The following is a 15522-nucleotide window of genomic DNA, read 5'->3' as shown; positions in this document are numbered from 1 at the left end:
CCGAAGGGAGGGAGGAGCAATGAAACGGTCGAAGGAAATCCACGTGACAGGCCTGGGCTTTCCGGAGGGACCGGTGGCGCTTCCGGACGGTTCGATCGCCTTCGTCGACCTGCTGCACGCCAAGGTCCGCGCCTTCAAGGACGGTGCCGTGCGCGAGCTGGCCACGCTTCCCGGCGCGCCGAACGGTATGCGGCTCGGCCCCGACGGCGCGCTCTATATCTGCAACAATGGCGGGCTTGCACCGGAATCGTTGGAGAAGCTGCATTTCGCCGCGCCGCTGATCCCCGGCTGCATCCAGCGCCTGGAGCTCGACGGCCGCTGGGAAAACTTCGCCGACCAACTGCCCGGCGCAAAGCCTTCGCGGCCAAACGATTTGATCTTCACGCCGGAAGGCGGGATCGTCTTCACCGATCCGCAGAACTGGGAGGTTCTGGGCGCCGACGACGCGGCCTACCATGGCGGGCAGCTGCTTGCGGCGGGACGGGACCGGAAGGTCCGTGCCCTGGCCAAGATGACCGGCTTTCCCAACGGGCTTGTCTTCCATCCCGACGGTTCGCTGATCGTCGGCATCACCATGGAGCATCGTCTGCTGCGCTTCGACTGGAATGACGGCAGCGTCGGCGCGATGACCGAATGGGTTCGTTTCGACGACCGCTTCAATCCGGACGGCATGGTCTTCCATCAAGGCCTGCTCTACGTCACCGGCAGCACCGGCGACCGGGTCGCGATCCTCGACACCACTGGACGGCTGGTCGAGATGATCGATTGCGGCGAGGGCGGCGACCCGACCAATTGCTGCATCCATGACGGCCGGCTCTGGGTGACGCGCGGCCTGCCCGGCGAGCTCGTCTCGTACACGCTTTAACCGACCTTCCCTGCTGATGATCTGAGTGAGCTAGCCAATGTCCCGTGAAGACGATTTCGTTCCGCCCGAACTCGGCCCCGTCAACATCCGCCCACGCAAAGCCTGGGCCATGTCCGCCGACGAGCATTGGCACTCCAACCCCTGGTACGAAGCGCCGCGCGGCGACCCTGCCCTGCCCGAGGTCTATACCTACACGGACACGATGTCCTATGACCCGGGCGACGAGGTGGTCTTCCATTCCTCGACTACCGCGCCGCATTGGACGCTGGAGATCTACCGCGACGGCTATCGGCCGGAAACCGTCCACAAGGTCGAGGACATCGCCGGTGTCTTCGCGCCGACGCCGGCGGATGCATATCGCTCCGGCTGCGGCTGGCCCGTCAGCCACCGCTGGCGGCTGCCGGCCGATCTGCGCTCGGGCTTCTACCGGGTCGTCTCGACCTGCACCCGCGCCAATGGCGGCAAGTTCGTCCAGCACCATTTCTTCATCGTGCGTCCGACAGCGGCGACGCGCCGCGCCAAGATCCTAATGATCCTGCCGACCGGCACCTGGACCGCCTACAATGATTTCGGCGGCGCCAACCACTATTTCGGTGTTGCCGGTCCGGGCAAGGACCAGCCCTCGCCCGTGCTTTCGCTCGAGCGCCCGTGGACCCGCGGCGTCGTCTGGCTGCCGCCTGGCGCGCCGCGCATCTGCGCCGACCCGCTGCCGGAATTCGGTGACGCGCCGCGCTATCCGATGAAGGAATGGGCCTATGCCAACGGCTTCGGCCAGTATTACGCCGCCGCCGGCTGGGCGCAGTTCGACCGCCACTTCGTGCTGTGGGCGGAGAAGGAAGGCTACGAGCTCGACATGATCACGCAGACCGACCTTCACTACAGGCCGGAGCTGCTCGACGCCTATCCGTGCGTGACCATTGTCGGTCATGACGAATACTGGACCCGCGAGATGCGGCTGGCGGTCGAAGCCTATGTCGAACGCGGCGGCAGGCTTGCGCGCTTCGGCGCCAACTTCCTCTGGCAGATCCGCCTGGAGGACGACGGCAAGCGCCAGATCTGCCACAAGTTCAACGCCATCAACAACGACCCGGTCGCCGGCACCGATAAGGCGCATCTGCTGTCGACCGCATGGGAAGACAAGGACGTTGCCTGGCCGGGCGCCTCGACGGTCGGCGTCAACGGATTGCATGGGCTCTACGCGTCCTGGGGCGGCTTCGCGCCGCACGGCCAGAAGGGCTTCACCGTCTACCGTCCCGAGCACTGGGTGTTTGCCCGCACCGGGCTTCACTATGCCGATATCTTCGGCGACAAGGAGCGCATCTTCGCCTACGAGGTCGACGGCCTCGACTACACATTCAGGCATGGCCTCCCCTATCCTGTCCCGGTCGACGGTCAGCCGGAAACGATCCAAATCCTCGCCATGGCGCCGGCGGTGCTTGCCGAGGACGAGCCGGACGGCGAAGGCTTCCGTTACTATGTCCGCAGCAGCGACCATGAGGGCCTGGTGAAATGCGTCACCGGCGAGGTGACGCCGGAAGGGCTTGCCCGCTATAAATACGGCGCCGGCATGATGGTGCACATGACGCGCGGCAAGGGCGAAGTGCTGACCGCCGCGACTTGCGAGTGGGTGATGGGCCTCAAGCGCGGCGACCGCTTCACCGAGCAGATCACCCGCAACGTGCTCGACCGTTTTACCAACGCATGAAATTGCGCGGCGGGCTTGTCGTTTGATCGGCGAACGATCATCGGAACGCAGGCCTGGCTCCGCCACTCTGCTTGCCTGTTTGTCCTGCCACCGCGCTCCCACAAGCACGGACACTCAAACATTTCGGGTGACGGACCGACGACCTGGACCAAGGACCTGAAAGCGCCTCGGAACGCGAGGAAAATGCCGTGCCGACAAACCGGCCCCCGCCCGCGAAACCACCCCAGATCGCGCCGGCCGCAACGAACAATACCCTTGCGGCCTTCGTGGCTGCTGACTATAGTCGCGCAGATATGAAATTAAATTCCACTCGCTGATTACGCGGCACGAATGAGCTCCACGAACGATCAATCTCTCGTTGTCATCGAGAGCCGCCCTGTCGAGAATGTGGGGCTGGTCGAAATCAATCGTCCCGAAGCGCGCAATGCTCTCAATCTGGAAGTGCGGGAGAAGCTGGCCACCGCGGTAGCCGGCTTTTCGGAGGATCCGGAAGTCCGGGCGATCGTGATTGCGGGGCGCGGCGGCAACTTCGTGGCGGGCGCCGACATCAAGGCCTTCGAAAAACTCGGCTCGGCCGATATGCTTCTGCAACGCACCCACCGCTATTGGGATGTGATCGCCAGATGTCCGAAGCCGGTCATTGCCGCGGTCGAAGGCTTCGCGCTCGGTGGCGGCTGCGAACTTGCCATGCACGCCGATATCATTGTTGCCGCACGCACAGCCACGTTCGGGCAGTCCGAGGTCAAGCTTGGCTTGATGCCGGGCGCCGGCGGCACCCAGCGGCTGCTGCGGGCGATCGGCAAATACAAGACGCTGATGCTCGTTCTCACCGGCGACATGTTTTCGGCCGAGCGTGCCGGCCTCGTCAGTACCCTCACGGATGAGGGCCAGGCCTTGCAGCAGGCGTTGCAGATCGCCCAGAAGATCAGCCGTCTCCCGCCGCTGGCCGTGGAGCAGATCAAGGAAGCCGTCGTCAACGGCGAGGACGCTCCGCTGGAGACGGCGTTGAGGCTGGAACGCAAAGCCTTCCAACTGCTTTTCGATACCGCCGACAAGCGGGAAGGCATTGGCGCCTTCATCGACAAGCGTAAGCCCTCGTTCAAGGGGCGCTGACTTGGCGGACGCGGGAGGGATCTCAACAAGTCGGATCGAAAAAGCCGGTGTCGTGGGCGCCGGAGTGATGGGCTGCGGCATAGCGGAAGTTCTGGCGGCGGCGGGCATTGACGTGCTGATCGTCGATGAAGCGGCCGGCAAGGCAGCTGCCGCCGTCGAGCAGATCGCGTCGCGCCAGCGCGCCAGGGCGCAGGCAGGCAAAATCAGCCCGGACGCCGTCGAGAAACTGCTTGCCCGCATCGCGCCTGTCGAAACCCTCCACCGCCTGGCTGACGCCGATCTGGTCGTGGAGGCCATCGTCGAACGTATCGAGCCCAAACGTCAGCTCTTCAAGGCGTTGGAGGAGATCGTCGGGCCCGACGCGATCATCGCGACCAACACCTCTTCCCTCTCGGTGACGGCGATCGCGGCGGCGGCGAAACGGCCGCAGCGGGTCGCCGGCTACCATTTCTTCAATCCCGTGCCGGTGATGAAACTGGTCGAGGTCATCTCCGGCGCTCACACATCGCCCGAGGTGGAGCGCGCGCTGGTCGACCTTGCCGCCCGCTTCGGCCATCGTCCCGTCGTCGCCGCCGACACCCCCGGCTTCATCGTCAACCACGCCGGACGCGCCTTCGGCACGGAGGCCCTGGCGATGCTGCGCGAAGGCGTGGCCTCGATCGGCGAGATCGACGCGATCCTGCGCGATGCGGCCGGCTTCAAGATGGGGCCGTTCGAGCTGATGGACCTGACCGGCCTCGACGTTTCGCACCCGGTGATGGAAAGCATCTACACCCAGTTCTACCAGGACCCGCGCTACCGTCCTTCCGTGATCGCCGCGCAGCGCGTGGCGGCAGGCCTGCTTGGCCGCAAGACGGGACGCGGCTTCTACAGCTACGACGCCAACCGGCAAGCGATGCCGCTTGAGACCGCGCAGGCCGCCGAGACCGCGGCACTTCCGAAGCGTGTCGCCGTGCTCGCCGACAATGACGCGGGCGATATGCAGAAGCTGGTCGCGTCGACCGGCGCCACGGTCCTGAGTCCCGAGGATCGGACGCCCAAGCAGGATGATCTCATCCTCGTGGGACTGGAGGGTGAGGATGTCGCCGGCGCGGCGATCCGCCTCGGCTTGTCCCCATCTCTATGCGTCGGGTACGATTCCTATTTCGGTCTGGGTCGGCATGTCACGCTCGTCGCGTCTGCGGCGACATCGGAAAAAGCCAGGAGCGCGGCTGTCGCGCTTGTCCAAAGCACCGGCCGCAAGGCGACGCTGGTGAACGACAGCTGCGGCGCGGTCTGCCAGCGCGTCGTGGCGATGATCGTCAATATCGGCTGCGAGATCGTTGAGCAGAAGATCGCATCGGCAGCGGACGTAGACGCCGCCGTGCGGCTGGGGCTCGGCTACCCGCACGGACCGCTGGAATGGGGCAACAAGCTCGGCCCTGCCCGCATTCTGCGCATCCTGGATACGGTGCATGAGCGCACCCGGGACCCTCGCTACCGCGCAAGCCTATGGCTGCGCCGGCGCGCGGAATTGGGATTGGCGCTGGAAGAATAAGCATGCCGGGGAGGAGTTGAGTTGGTCCAAAAGCATGAGTTGAAGCCTTCGGCGCCGTGGTACCGGATCGAAGCGGACGAGTCCGACTGGTCGAGCCTGCCCGCGCAAGAGCTGGTTCGCCTCTACGCCCAGATGAAGCTGATCCGGCGCTTCGAGGAAAAGATCCTCGACCTGGAGAAGGCCGGCCTCATCCATGGCCCTGCCCATGCCAGCATCGGCCAGGAGGCGGCGGCCGTGGGAGCCGTTTCGATGCTGCGCGCCTGCGATCAGATCAACGGCACGCACCGCGCGCATCACCAGGTGCTGACCAAGCTGGTCAACGCGCAGACCGAGCCGGATTTCGACATACTGAGCCAGGACTTCACGCCGCCGATGGATGACGCCGTGCACCGCTTCATGGCCGAAATCATGGGTCTCTCGCCGGGCTATTGCGGAGGCCGCGGCGGCTCGATGCATATGCGCCACGCGGAGTCCGGCGTGGCCGGCACCAGCGCCATCGTCGGCGGCAACATTCCGCATGCCGTCGGATACGCGCTTGCCGACGACATCCTCGGCAGGGACGGGATCTCGGTCGCTTTCTTCGGCGACGGCGCCTCGCTGCAGGGCGCAACCTATGAATCGATGAACATCGCGGCCGCCTACAAGCTGCCCGTCATCTTCTTCGTCGAAAACAATCTCTACGCCGTGTCCACGCATATCGACGACGTGACGGCCGAACATCGGATCGCCTCGCGCGGTCCGATGCTCGGCTTCACCGGCATCGAATGCGACGGCATGGATGTGGTCGCGGTGCATCGCGCGATGTCCGACGCCGTCGAGACGATCCGCGCGGGGCGCGGCCCGGTGGTCATCGAAGCGAAATGCTACCGATACTTCCATCAGAGCGGCAGCAAGGCCGGAAGCGAGTTTGGCTATCGCGGCAAGGAAGAAGAGCAGGAATGGCTGAAGCGCGATCCGCTTCGCCTGGCGGAGGCGCGCCTCGGCAAACTGGGGATTCTCGACAGCGCCGCGCTGGCCCTGATCGATGAGCGCGTGACGACGGTCGTCCAGTCGGCCGCCAGCCGTTTGACCGAAACGGCGCCAGGCAGCAACCAGCTTCGCATCCCGGACGGCCTCTGGCCCGCCGCGCAGTCCGTCGACACCGGCATCCTGGCGCCGCCCGCCGAAGCCGAAGGGCTAAAATATCGCGAGATCGAAGATTTTGCGCCCGACCAATTGGTGAAGGCGCGGTTCGTCACCGCTGCCGGCGAAGCGCTGGGCGCGGCGATGGCCGCCGACCCGACCATCATCGTGCTCGGCGAGGACGTCCATCGCTTGCGTGGCGGGGTGAGCGGCTTTACCCGGTCCGCCCTCGAGCAGTTTCCCGGTCGCGTGCTGGCCATGCCGATCGCCGAGAACGGCTTCACCGGCGTGGCGCTTGGCGCTGCGCTGCGCGGGTTGCGGCCCATCGTCGAAATCATGTTCGGCGATTTCTGCTTCGTGGCGGCCGATCAGATCGCCAACGGCATCGCCAAGGTGAGGCACATGTTCGGCGATGGATTTCCCGTGCCGCTCATCATGCGGGTGCGCGTTTCCCCGCACACCGGCTACGGCTCGCAGCATTCGAGCGACCCGGCGGCGCTGTTCAGGATGTTCCCCGGCTGGCACGTGGTCTCGCCGACGACGGCGTTCGATTATGTCGGATTGCTGAACACGGCGCTGAAGACCAACGACCCCGTCGCGATCATCGAACATGTCGAGTTCTATCAGCGCGAAAGCCTGGTTCCGCGCGACGAGCGCGACTACTGCATCCCGTTCGGCAAGGCCAAGATCGTCCAGCCTGGCGGCGCCTGCACGGTTCTCGCGACATCCGTCATGGTTCCCACCGCCGTGAAGGTCGCGGAGGAAACCGGCGTCGACGCCGAAATAATCGACATGCGCAGCATCGGCCAACTCTCGACCGACTGGGCTCTCGTGCTGTCGTCCGTAGCCAAGACAAACCGGGTCATCATCGTCGAACAGGTCGCGAGCGGCCTTTCGCTTGGCCGCCACTGGATCGCCGAGATCCAGGCGCGCGCCTTCGACGATCTCGACCACGAAATACTCCACGTCACCGGCAGCCTTTCAGCGCCTGTCGTTTCGGCCGTTTTAAACAAGGCCGCGCTGGGATCCGCCGAGAGACTGCGCCAGGCGATGGAGTTGATTGCCCAAAGTGCCTGAACTGAAAAATGCCAGAAGGAGCATGATAATGAGACTGGGGAACTTCAACCGTATTTCTAGACACTGGAAGAGCCTTGCGGCGGCGACGATGCTTGGCGGTCTGGCCGCCACGGCAATGCCGGCGGAGGCCAAGACGCTGGTCATCGCCCGCGACATGGACGTCAATTCGCTCGATATCGACAGGAGCTGGTGCGACACCTGCATGATCTACAATGCGGCCGTCTATGACGGGCTGCTGGCGCTGGACAAGGACAACAAGCTGGTTCCGGTCATCGCCGAGAGCTGGACGGTCAACGACGACCAGACGGTCTTCACCTTCAAGCTCAATTCCAAAGCGACTTTCTCCGACGGCTCCAAGGTCGAGGCGAAGGACGTGAAATGGTCGTGGGAGCGCCTGAAGAACATCAAGGGCAGCCCGTCCGACCTCGCCGCCAGCATCTCGTCGATCGAGACTCCCGACGCCGAGACCGTAGTGGTCAAGACCGCCGAGCCCAATTCCGAACTGCTGAACGTGCTGGCGGCGAGCTATTTTGGCGTCATCAACAGCGACGTCGCCCAGTCGGAGGGCAAGGCCACGGCAGCGGCCGACGCCGCGCAGTCGGACCAGGCCGAACCGTGGTTCCTCGCGCACTCGGCCGGCGCCGGTCCGTTCGTGCTCGAATCCTACCAGCCGGGGGCCGAGCTCAGGCTGAAGCGGAACGAGAAATACTGGCGCGAGCCGGCGAAGGTCGACGAGATCGTCATCCGTCAGGTCGGCGATGCCGTGGCTCAGGCCCAGCTTCTGCAGAGCGGCCAGGCCGACGTCGCCATGAACATCGATCCGGAAACGGCCAAGACGCTCACCGGTCCGAACGTGAAGACGGAGTCGGCTCCGTCCAACAACTTCGTCTACCTCGCCATCAGCCCAGGCGCGGTCGCCAACCCGTTCCCGATCACGGCCGATATCCGTGAAGCCATCTCGCTCGCCGTCGACCGCAAATCGCTTGTCGACTTCACGCTGGGCGAAGGCAATGGCCGGCTGATCTCGGTGCCCTTCCCTCTGGACTTCCCGGGCGGGGCCGGGCACTCGATCCCGGAATACAGCCCCGACAAGGCAAAGGAATTGCTGGCCAAGGCAGGGCACGCCGACGGCTTCACGCTAGAGGCGACCTATCCGAAGCTCAACGTCTACGGCGTCGATTTCACCCTGGCCATGCAGAAGATCCAGCAGGATCTGGCGGCGGTGAACATCAAGCTGGAGCTCAAGCCCGTCGAGTTCCCGAACTGGCGCGAGGCGGCGACGAAGGATCACATTCCGATCACCTTCGTCTTCTTCGCGCCCGACTTCTACGGCACCTCCCAGTATGTGAACTACTTCGGCCTTGCCCCGGATACACCCTGGGCCAAGCGCGCGGGTGCCGCCACCGACCCCTCCTTCGTCCTTCCTGACTCAAAGACGATGCTGGCGGAAGCGCTCAAATCAGCGCCCGAAAAGGCGGAGAAAATCTATTTCGATATCGGCGAGAAGATCAAAGCGCAGAACGTCATCATTCCGATGATCAGCCCGAACACGATCCTGGCCTATGGCAGCAAGGTCCACGGGGTTCGCAATTCACCGAGCTCAAACGTTCCGCTCTACGAGATCACGCTCGACGACTGAGCGACATCCCTGTATCCGCGAGGCCTTTGAGGAGCCCTCGCGGATACAGTCCATTCGACCAGATTCCTGGATTGCCGCAGTGGTGGGGCGCCTGTCCTGGCCACCGCAATTGCTATCCTGGCACAATCATAGCAGTAAATTGCCGCTCGAATCTCGTTGACAAATCAATGTCTTGATCGCATTTTTGGTTAGTCGATAAAAATCGACTAACGTGGAGGCTGCCCCGTGGCATATACCGACTTCATTTTCGACGCCTACCGCAAGCGCGTTGCCGAACTCGAGGCCAGCGACAATCCGTTCGCGAAGGGGGTGGCCTATGTCGAGGGTGAGCTTTATCCGATCCACGAAGCCCGCATCCCTATTCTCGACCAGGGATTCCTCCATTCCGATCTGACCTATGATGTACCCTCGATCTGGGATGGCCGCTTCTTCCGGCTCGATGATCATCTCGACCGTTTCGAGCGCAGCCTGAAGCAGTTGCGGCTGCGCAGCTCGCTCGACTGCCACGGCATCCGGCAGAAGCTGGTGGAGATGGCGGCAAGGAGCGGCATTCGGGACGCTTATGTGTGCATGATCGTGACGCGCGGCCTGAAATTCATCCGCCAGTACAGCCCCGATGAAATCGAGAACAACCTCTACCTCATGGTGCAGCCCTTCTTGTGGGTGATGGGTGAGGAACTTCAGAAGACCGGCGGCTCGGCCGTCATCGCACGCGACGTTCGTCGCGTGCCGCCAGGCGCCATCGACCCGACTGTGAAGAACCTGCAGTGGGGCGATTTCGTGCGCGGCATGCTGGAGGCGCGTGATCGCGGCGCCAACTACCCGATCCTGACGGACGGGGACGGCAATCTGACCGAAGGTTCCGGCTTCAACGTCTGCATCATCAAGGACGGCGTGCTGCGGACACCGAAGCGTGGCGTGCTGGAAGGCGTGACGCGCAAGACCGTGCTGGAGGTCGCCAAGGCGCATGGCGTCGAGTGCCATGTCGAGGACGTCCCGGTGAGCGCCGCCTATGATTGCGATGAACTGTTGTTCGTCACCACGGCCGGCGGCGTCATGCCGATCACCAAATTGGACGGGGTGCCGGTAGGCAGCGGAGAAGTCGGTCCGCTCAGCAAAACAATCTGGAAGGCTTATTGGGAAGCTCATTACGATCCGATGCGCAGCTTCGCCATCAATTATTGAAAGCCGACGGACAGCCGCCTCAGCTCGAACGGCGGACAGCGGGCCGCTCGGACGAAAAAGGCTGCGGACCATGAGGGCCGCAGCCTTTCGCATTTCCAGGATTGCCTGTTCAAGCGATCCGGCATGCATTTTCAAAGGCAAGCCGGGGCAACCGCGGAAACAGGCCTGCCGGATCGCCATAGCCCAGATTGACCAGGAAGTTGCTCTTCCAGGTCGTTCCCGCGAAGAAGGCCTCGTCGACGAGATGGTTCTTGAAACCGGACATCGGTCCGGCATCGAGCCCCAGCATGCGGGCGGCGAGGATGAGGTAACCGCCCTGGAGGGTGCCGTTGCGAAAGGCGGTCTCATGCGCGATATCGGGGCTCGACGTGAACCAGGAGCGCGCGTCCGTATGTGGGAAGAGCTCCGGCAATCGGTCGTAGAAGGCTTCGTCATAAGCAACGATCGCGGTGACCGGCGCCGCCATGGTCTTGGCGGAATTGCCGCTGCTTAGGGCCGGCCGGAGTTTTTCCTTGGCTTCGGGCGACCTGACAAAGACGAACCTGCCGGGAGAGCAATTCGCCGAAGTCGGCGCCATCTTCAAGAGGTCGTAGAGCTGCCTCAGCGTATCGTCGGAGACCGGCCTGTCCGTCCACTTGTTGTGTGTGCGGGCTTCCGTGAAAATGCTGTAGTCGTTCATTGCGATCCGCGCGTCCTTGGGCATGAATTCAGGCCCCCGTCTCATGCGACCAGGGTGCCTGACGATTCGGTGATATTCTCCCGAAGATACGGCGCTCCGTATCCGGCGGACCGCCGCAAGGTCCGTCTTCAGCGAGCGACTTTGAGCCTTGCCAGGACGAGCGGATTCTCGTTTGCAGGAATTCGCGTGCGCTCGGCCTTGAGATCCGCGAAGGCCTGCTCGCTCGCCTTCAACGTCTGCTCGATGTCGGCCGCCGTCATGGCCGCGTTCAGGAACATGTTGTGATACGGATGGAAATAGACGCCATGCTTGAGGGCGTTCGTCACCCAGGCATAGCCGAGGCGCATGTCCGGATCGTCATGGAACAGGATCTGCGGCATCTGCGACGGACCGGTCTGGCGCAACGAGAAGCCAAAGGCGGCGGCCTGCTCATCGAGGCCCGCACGCAACTTGTCGCCCAACTCCACGGTATGTTCCAGATACTTGGTTTCGCGGATCAGCCGCAGCGTCTCGACGCCGGCCGCCATCGGGACGGCGGAGAACCAGAAGGAGCCGGTGGCGAAGATGGAACGAGCGGCGGCGTAGAAACGCTGCGACCCCATCATCGCCGAGATCGGATGGCCGTTGGCAATGGCCTTGCCCCAGCAGCTGATGTCGGGTTCCACTCCCAGGATTGACCACGAGCAGTCCCGCGCCAGCCTGAAACCGGCGCGGACGTCGTCGACGATGAGCGGCGCGTCGACGGCATCGCAAATCTTGCGCGCGGCCTTGGCGAACGCTTCGGAGGGGATCAACTGATCGGCAAAGACCTCGTGCTTGAACGGCGTGGCGAAAATGCCGGCGACGTCGCCGTCGGCCGACCGCACCGCGGCCTCGAGGCTTTCGATGTTGTTGTACTCGTAGGCGATGATCTGGCGCCGCTCGTCATCGACGATGCCGGTGCGGTTCGGCGTGCACCAGGGCTGGGAGCCGTGATACGCGCCGGTCGCCACCAAGATCTTGCGGCGTTTGGAATAGGCGCGCGCGATCGTCATCGCCATGGACGTGGCGTCGCTGCCGTTCTTGCAGAACATCGCCCAATCGGCGTGGGAGACCATCGAGACCATCGCTTCGGCCAGTTCGACCATCAGGTGCGACGGTCCGGTCATAGTGTCGCCGAGTTCGGCCTGCCGGCGCGCGGCGGCCTCGACGTCGGCATTTCCATAGCCAAATAGATTAGGCCCATAAGCGCTCAGATAGTCGATATATTCATTGCCATCGACATCCCACAGCCTCGCGCCGCTGGCGCGGCTGAAGAACTGCGGGAAGTCGGAGGGCAAAAGCGCTGTAGATTCATGGCCATACATACCACCCGGTATGACGCGGCGGGCGCGTTCCAGCAGCTCTGAATTCCGACGGTTAGACCAAGTCATTGATGTGATTTCCCTATTTGCGATGCAGCCTATAGCAAGAAAAATATCTACTATCAATGATGAATCCGATGGATTGCCGGCTGCTTTTCCGCTACAAAACCCGGGAGCCGGGCAATGCGGACGCATTCGCCGCCACCGCAGACCGGCTCGCTGCGCCGAGCGTCCGAGGAGAAAAGCTGATGGCAGGATCGATCGTCGGAGAAGCCAGCCTTGCCTGGGGGCTCCGAGCTCGGCCGGTCGGCAAAAGACGCGGCGTCACCGAAACCGGAAATCAAAAATCCAAAGGGGAATCCATGAACACTACCAAGAATGGTCTGAGCAGACGCAGCGTGCTGAAGCTGGGCGCCGGTACGGCCGCCGCGGCATCATTTCTTGCAATGCCGGCGATCGGCCGGGCGGCGCCGACGTCGCTCTCCGTCGCCAATGGCGGCGGCGCGCTGGGCGATGCGTTCAAGGCCGCATGTTTCAACACCTTCGAGAAGAAAAACGGCATCAAGATCATCAGCGCCCCTTACATGGAAGGCGCCCGCCTGAAGGCGATGGTCGAGGCCGGCGCAGTCGACATCGACGTCACGGATACGGATTCCTCGGAAGCCGCGCCGCTGGCCGTTGCCGGCCTCCTCGACGAGATCGACTACAGCGTCGTTCCGAAGGAAGGGCTCATCGCTGGCGCCGCCAGCAAATACTGGACGTCGTGCTACATCGCCGGCTGCGTCCTTAGCTGGAACACCGATTCCAAGGACGGCCGCCCGAAGAACTGGCAGGAATTCTTCGATCCGAAGATCAAGGGTCGCAGGACACTCTGGAAGAACGCCGCGCAGACCATGGAAGTGGCGGCGCTGGGCGCCGGCCAGACTCTGGACAAGCTCTATCCGCTGGATATCGACCGCGCCTTCGCCATGCTCGACGGCATCCGTTCGTCCATCACCTGGTGGACGTCCGGCGCGCAGAGCGCCCAGCTTCTCGCCAATGGCGACGCCGATTTCGGCATGTGCTGGAACGGCCGTGTCGACCCGGTCAAGCAGCAGGGCGGCCCGATCGATTATACGTTCGACTACTCGCTGCACACGCCCGGCATCTGGAGCCTGCCGAAGGGTGGCCGCAACCGCGACACCGCGATGAAGTTCATCGCGCATTGCATGGACCCGGAAGTCCAAGCCGCCTTCTCCAAGCTGATCCCCTATGGACCGACGAACGACAAGGCGTTCGACATCCTGTCGCCGGAGGAGCGCGCGCGCATGCCGAGCTCGCCGGAAAACCGTAAGCTTTCGGTCGCGATTGATGGCGATTACTGGCTCGAGAACGGCACCAAGATCTACGACCGCTTCAACACCTGGGTCGTGACGAAATAAGCGGGACCCTCCCGGGACGGGACTGCGCGGGCGACTCGTTACCCGCGCAGTCCCGTCTTTCGTGCCAATTCGACACTGCTCGCCAATTCGACGCCGCCAGCGCCGCTTGTGCGAGAGCCTGACAATCTGTTGAAGTGGTTGCGCCGTCCAACACGCCCGGATCCGCATGTGAGGATATGTTGACGTCATGAAGCACCGCAGCTTCCTGCTCTACCTTCCCGTCGCCTTGCTGCTGACGCCCTTCTTCCTCGCGCCGATGGCGGTGATCGGGACGGAGAGTTTCAGCGGCCAGCAAGGGATCGGGGCGGAATACGCGAAGGTCGTGACCGACCAGGGCATCAGGACTGTCCTCTACAACACCTTCTATGTCGCGGCGATGGTGACGATCTTTTCGCTGCTGATCGCCTACCCGATAGCCTATGTGCTGGCGCGGCTCAGGGGCCGATGGGCCACCATCGGCATATTCCTGATCTTCCTGCCCTTCTGGGCGAGTACGGTGATCCGCTCCTTTGCCTGGATGATCCTTCTCGGCCGCAAGGGCCCGGTCAACTCCATCCTGGTCGGCATCGGCCTTATCGAGGATCCGATCCGCTTCATCGACAACGGCCTGGGGGTGATGATCGCCATGACCTACATCATGGTGCCGTTCATCGTCGTGCCCATCCTCAATGGCCTGCGCGCCATAGACCCCAACCTTCCGCGCGCGGCGGCGGTGCTCGGAGCCAATCCATGGCGCCAGTTCCTCGCCGTCACCCTGCCGCTTTCCATGCCCAACGTGGCGGTGGGCTGCACGATCGTCTTCGTCACCTCGCTGGGTTTCTTTGTCACGCCGTCGCTTCTGGGCGGAGACCTGACGGTGGTTTCGATGCTGATCAGCGAACAGGCCAACAGGCTGCTGGATTGGCCGCTCGCCTCGGCGCTGGCGATCATTGTGCTTCTCCTCACCATCATCATCTTCGCGCTGCTGCGGTTCAGCCAACTGGCTTCCCGCCGCAAGGGCAAGGCACAGGCGGGAGTGTTCGCATGAACGTCTCCGAGAAGAAGCTTTGGGCCGCTTGGAGCCGTCTCCTGAACGGCCTCGTCGGGGCCATGCTCATTGGTTTCCTGGTGCCCATCCTGGTCGTCGTCGCCGTATCCTTCCAGAGCAAGTCGTACCTGTCGTTTCCGCCGACGGACTTTTCGCTGCGCTGGTACCAGCAGTTCATCGGCAACGACGATTACCGCTCCGCCATCCTGAACAGCATGATGATCGGAGCGGCGGCCGCGGCACTGGCGACGATCGCCGGGATTTCGACGGCATTGGCGGTCGTTCGCGCGAGCGTGCCTGGCTCCACCATCGTCAGCGCGCTTTCCGTCGCGCCCGCGATATTGCCGCAGATCGTTCTGGCGATCGGGCTTTTCCCGATCAGCGTGTGGCTAGGACTTCAAGGCACGCTATGGGCTGTGATCCTGGCGCATGCCGTCATCGGCCTGCCCTTTCCGTTCATCACTGTCTGCGGCGCGCTTGCATCCTATTCGAACCGGATCGAGATCGCCTCGATGACGCTCGGCGCCAATTCCTTCCAGACGTTCCGGCTGATCACCTTCCCGATGATCAGGCCGGCCGTGATCGCGGGTTTCATCTTCGCATTCGCGGCATCGCTCGACGAACTGGTGCTGGCGCTCTTCCTGAGCAGCCCATCGACGCGGACATTGCCTTTGCTTCTTTGGGAACAGCTCAACTTCCAGGTCACTCCCGAAATCGCTGCCGCGGCCAGCGTCATTCTCGCCGTAACAAGCCTACTCATTCTCGCGGCAACTTTGTTGCCCCGTCTCGGCAAGGACAACTAGGATGCT

Annotated in this window: 12 protein-coding genes; 10 read left to right on the top strand and 2 right to left on the bottom strand. The window is 63.3% G+C overall.

From position 1 onward, the window contains the following. Window positions 1-19: 19 nt before the first annotated feature. The 7 genes from FJ430_RS14145 (at window position 20) to FJ430_RS14115 (ending at window position 10243) form a co-directional block, all read left to right on the top strand. Window positions 20-865 carry an SMP-30/gluconolactonase/LRE family protein gene (locus FJ430_RS14145; protein WP_140707783.1) on the top strand — a complete coding sequence of 282 codons (846 nt, stop codon included), beginning with the start codon at window positions 20-22 and terminating at the stop codon, window positions 863-865. A 37-nt stretch (window positions 866-902) separates the two neighbouring features. Then, window positions 903-2570 carry a N,N-dimethylformamidase beta subunit family domain-containing protein gene (locus tag FJ430_RS14140; protein WP_140707785.1) on the top strand — a complete coding sequence of 556 codons (1668 nt, stop codon included), beginning with the start codon at window positions 903-905 and terminating at the stop codon, window positions 2568-2570. A gap of 330 nt (window positions 2571-2900) precedes the next feature. Continuing rightward, window positions 2901-3683, top strand: coding sequence for an enoyl-CoA hydratase-related protein (locus tag FJ430_RS14135; protein ID WP_140707787.1), 783 nt, complete (start codon window positions 2901-2903; stop codon window positions 3681-3683). A gap of 67 nt (window positions 3684-3750) precedes the next feature. Continuing rightward, window positions 3751-5220 (top strand): 3-hydroxyacyl-CoA dehydrogenase, encoded by a 1470-nt coding sequence (locus FJ430_RS14130; RefSeq protein ID WP_140784243.1) that lies wholly within the window; start codon window positions 3751-3753, stop codon window positions 5218-5220. A 21-nt stretch (window positions 5221-5241) separates the two neighbouring features. After that, a complete protein-coding gene (locus tag FJ430_RS14125) occupies window positions 5242-7419 on the top strand; it encodes a thiamine pyrophosphate-dependent enzyme (protein ID WP_181175493.1) in 2178 nt (725 codons plus the stop codon). A 28-nt stretch (window positions 7420-7447) separates the two neighbouring features. Next, window positions 7448-9058: an ABC transporter substrate-binding protein gene (locus tag FJ430_RS14120; protein ID WP_413467852.1), complete on the top strand. Its 1611-nt coding sequence runs from the start codon at window positions 7448-7450 to the stop codon at window positions 9056-9058. Between the two features lie 225 nt (window positions 9059-9283). Beyond that, window positions 9284-10243 (top strand): aminotransferase class IV, encoded by a 960-nt coding sequence (locus FJ430_RS14115; RefSeq protein ID WP_140707791.1) that lies wholly within the window; start codon window positions 9284-9286, stop codon window positions 10241-10243. Between the two features lie 109 nt (window positions 10244-10352). On the opposite strand, the gene FJ430_RS14110 is transcribed toward FJ430_RS14115, so the two are convergent. Both FJ430_RS14110 and FJ430_RS14105 read right to left on the bottom strand, forming a co-directional pair. Beyond that, complete coding sequence (locus FJ430_RS14110) at window positions 10353-10922, bottom strand: malonic semialdehyde reductase (RefSeq protein ID WP_413467851.1); 570 nt, start codon at window positions 10920-10922, stop codon at window positions 10353-10355. 128 nt (window positions 10923-11050) lie between these two features. Then, entirely contained in the window at window positions 11051-12334 is a 1284-nt protein-coding gene (locus tag FJ430_RS14105; protein ID WP_140707934.1) for an aminotransferase class III-fold pyridoxal phosphate-dependent enzyme, read from the bottom strand. Window positions 12335-12627: 293 nt separating this feature from the next. Between FJ430_RS14105 and FJ430_RS14100 the strand changes: the two genes are divergently transcribed. The 3 genes from FJ430_RS14100 (at window position 12628) to FJ430_RS14090 (ending at window position 15516) form a co-directional block, all read left to right on the top strand. Continuing rightward, window positions 12628-13686, top strand: coding sequence for an ABC transporter substrate-binding protein (locus tag FJ430_RS14100; protein ID WP_181175494.1), 1059 nt, complete (start codon window positions 12628-12630; stop codon window positions 13684-13686). Between the two features lie 187 nt (window positions 13687-13873). Next, window positions 13874-14713 (top strand): ABC transporter permease, encoded by an 840-nt coding sequence (locus tag FJ430_RS14095; protein ID WP_140707797.1) that lies wholly within the window; start codon window positions 13874-13876, stop codon window positions 14711-14713. Next, window positions 14710-15516, top strand: a complete 807-nt coding sequence (locus FJ430_RS14090; protein ID WP_140707799.1) for an ABC transporter permease — start codon at window positions 14710-14712, stop codon at window positions 15514-15516. The genes FJ430_RS14095 and FJ430_RS14090 overlap by 4 nt, the downstream gene beginning before the upstream one ends. Window positions 15517-15522 lie beyond the last annotated feature (6 nt).

The sequence above is a fragment of the Mesorhizobium sp. B2-8-5 genome (assembly GCF_006440675.2).
In the GTDB taxonomy this organism is placed as follows: Bacteria; Pseudomonadota; Alphaproteobacteria; order Rhizobiales; family Rhizobiaceae; genus Mesorhizobium.
Note: the sequence above shows the minus strand (reverse complement) of the source record. Positions and strands in the feature narration are given on the sequence as shown.

Bases quoted from the DNA above. Each gene is read 5' to 3' on its own strand.
- FJ430_RS14095 (WP_140707797.1), top strand. From the start codon at position 13,874: ATGAAGCACCGCAGCTTCCTGCTCTACCTTCCCGTCGCCTTGCTGCTG.
- FJ430_RS14130 (WP_140784243.1), top strand. From the start codon at position 3,751: ATGGGCTGCGGCATAGCGGAAGTTCTGGCGGCGGCGGGCATTGACGTG.
- FJ430_RS14105 (WP_140707934.1), bottom strand. From the start codon at position 12,334: ATGACTTGGTCTAACCGTCGGAATTCAGAGCTGCTGGAACGCGCCCGC.
- FJ430_RS14145 (WP_140707783.1), top strand. From the start codon at position 20: ATGAAACGGTCGAAGGAAATCCACGTGACAGGCCTGGGCTTTCCGGAG.
- FJ430_RS14135 (WP_140707787.1), top strand. From the start codon at position 2,901: ATGAGCTCCACGAACGATCAATCTCTCGTTGTCATCGAGAGCCGCCCT.
- FJ430_RS14120 (WP_413467852.1), top strand. From the start codon at position 7,448: ATGAGACTGGGGAACTTCAACCGTATTTCTAGACACTGGAAGAGCCTT.
- FJ430_RS14110 (WP_413467851.1), bottom strand. From the start codon at position 10,922: ATGAACGACTACAGCATTTTCACGGAAGCCCGCACACACAACAAGTGG.
- FJ430_RS14140 (WP_140707785.1), top strand. From the start codon at position 903: ATGTCCCGTGAAGACGATTTCGTTCCGCCCGAACTCGGCCCCGTCAAC.
- FJ430_RS14100 (WP_181175494.1), top strand. From the start codon at position 12,628: ATGAACACTACCAAGAATGGTCTGAGCAGACGCAGCGTGCTGAAGCTG.
- FJ430_RS14090 (WP_140707799.1), top strand. From the start codon at position 14,710: ATGAACGTCTCCGAGAAGAAGCTTTGGGCCGCTTGGAGCCGTCTCCTG.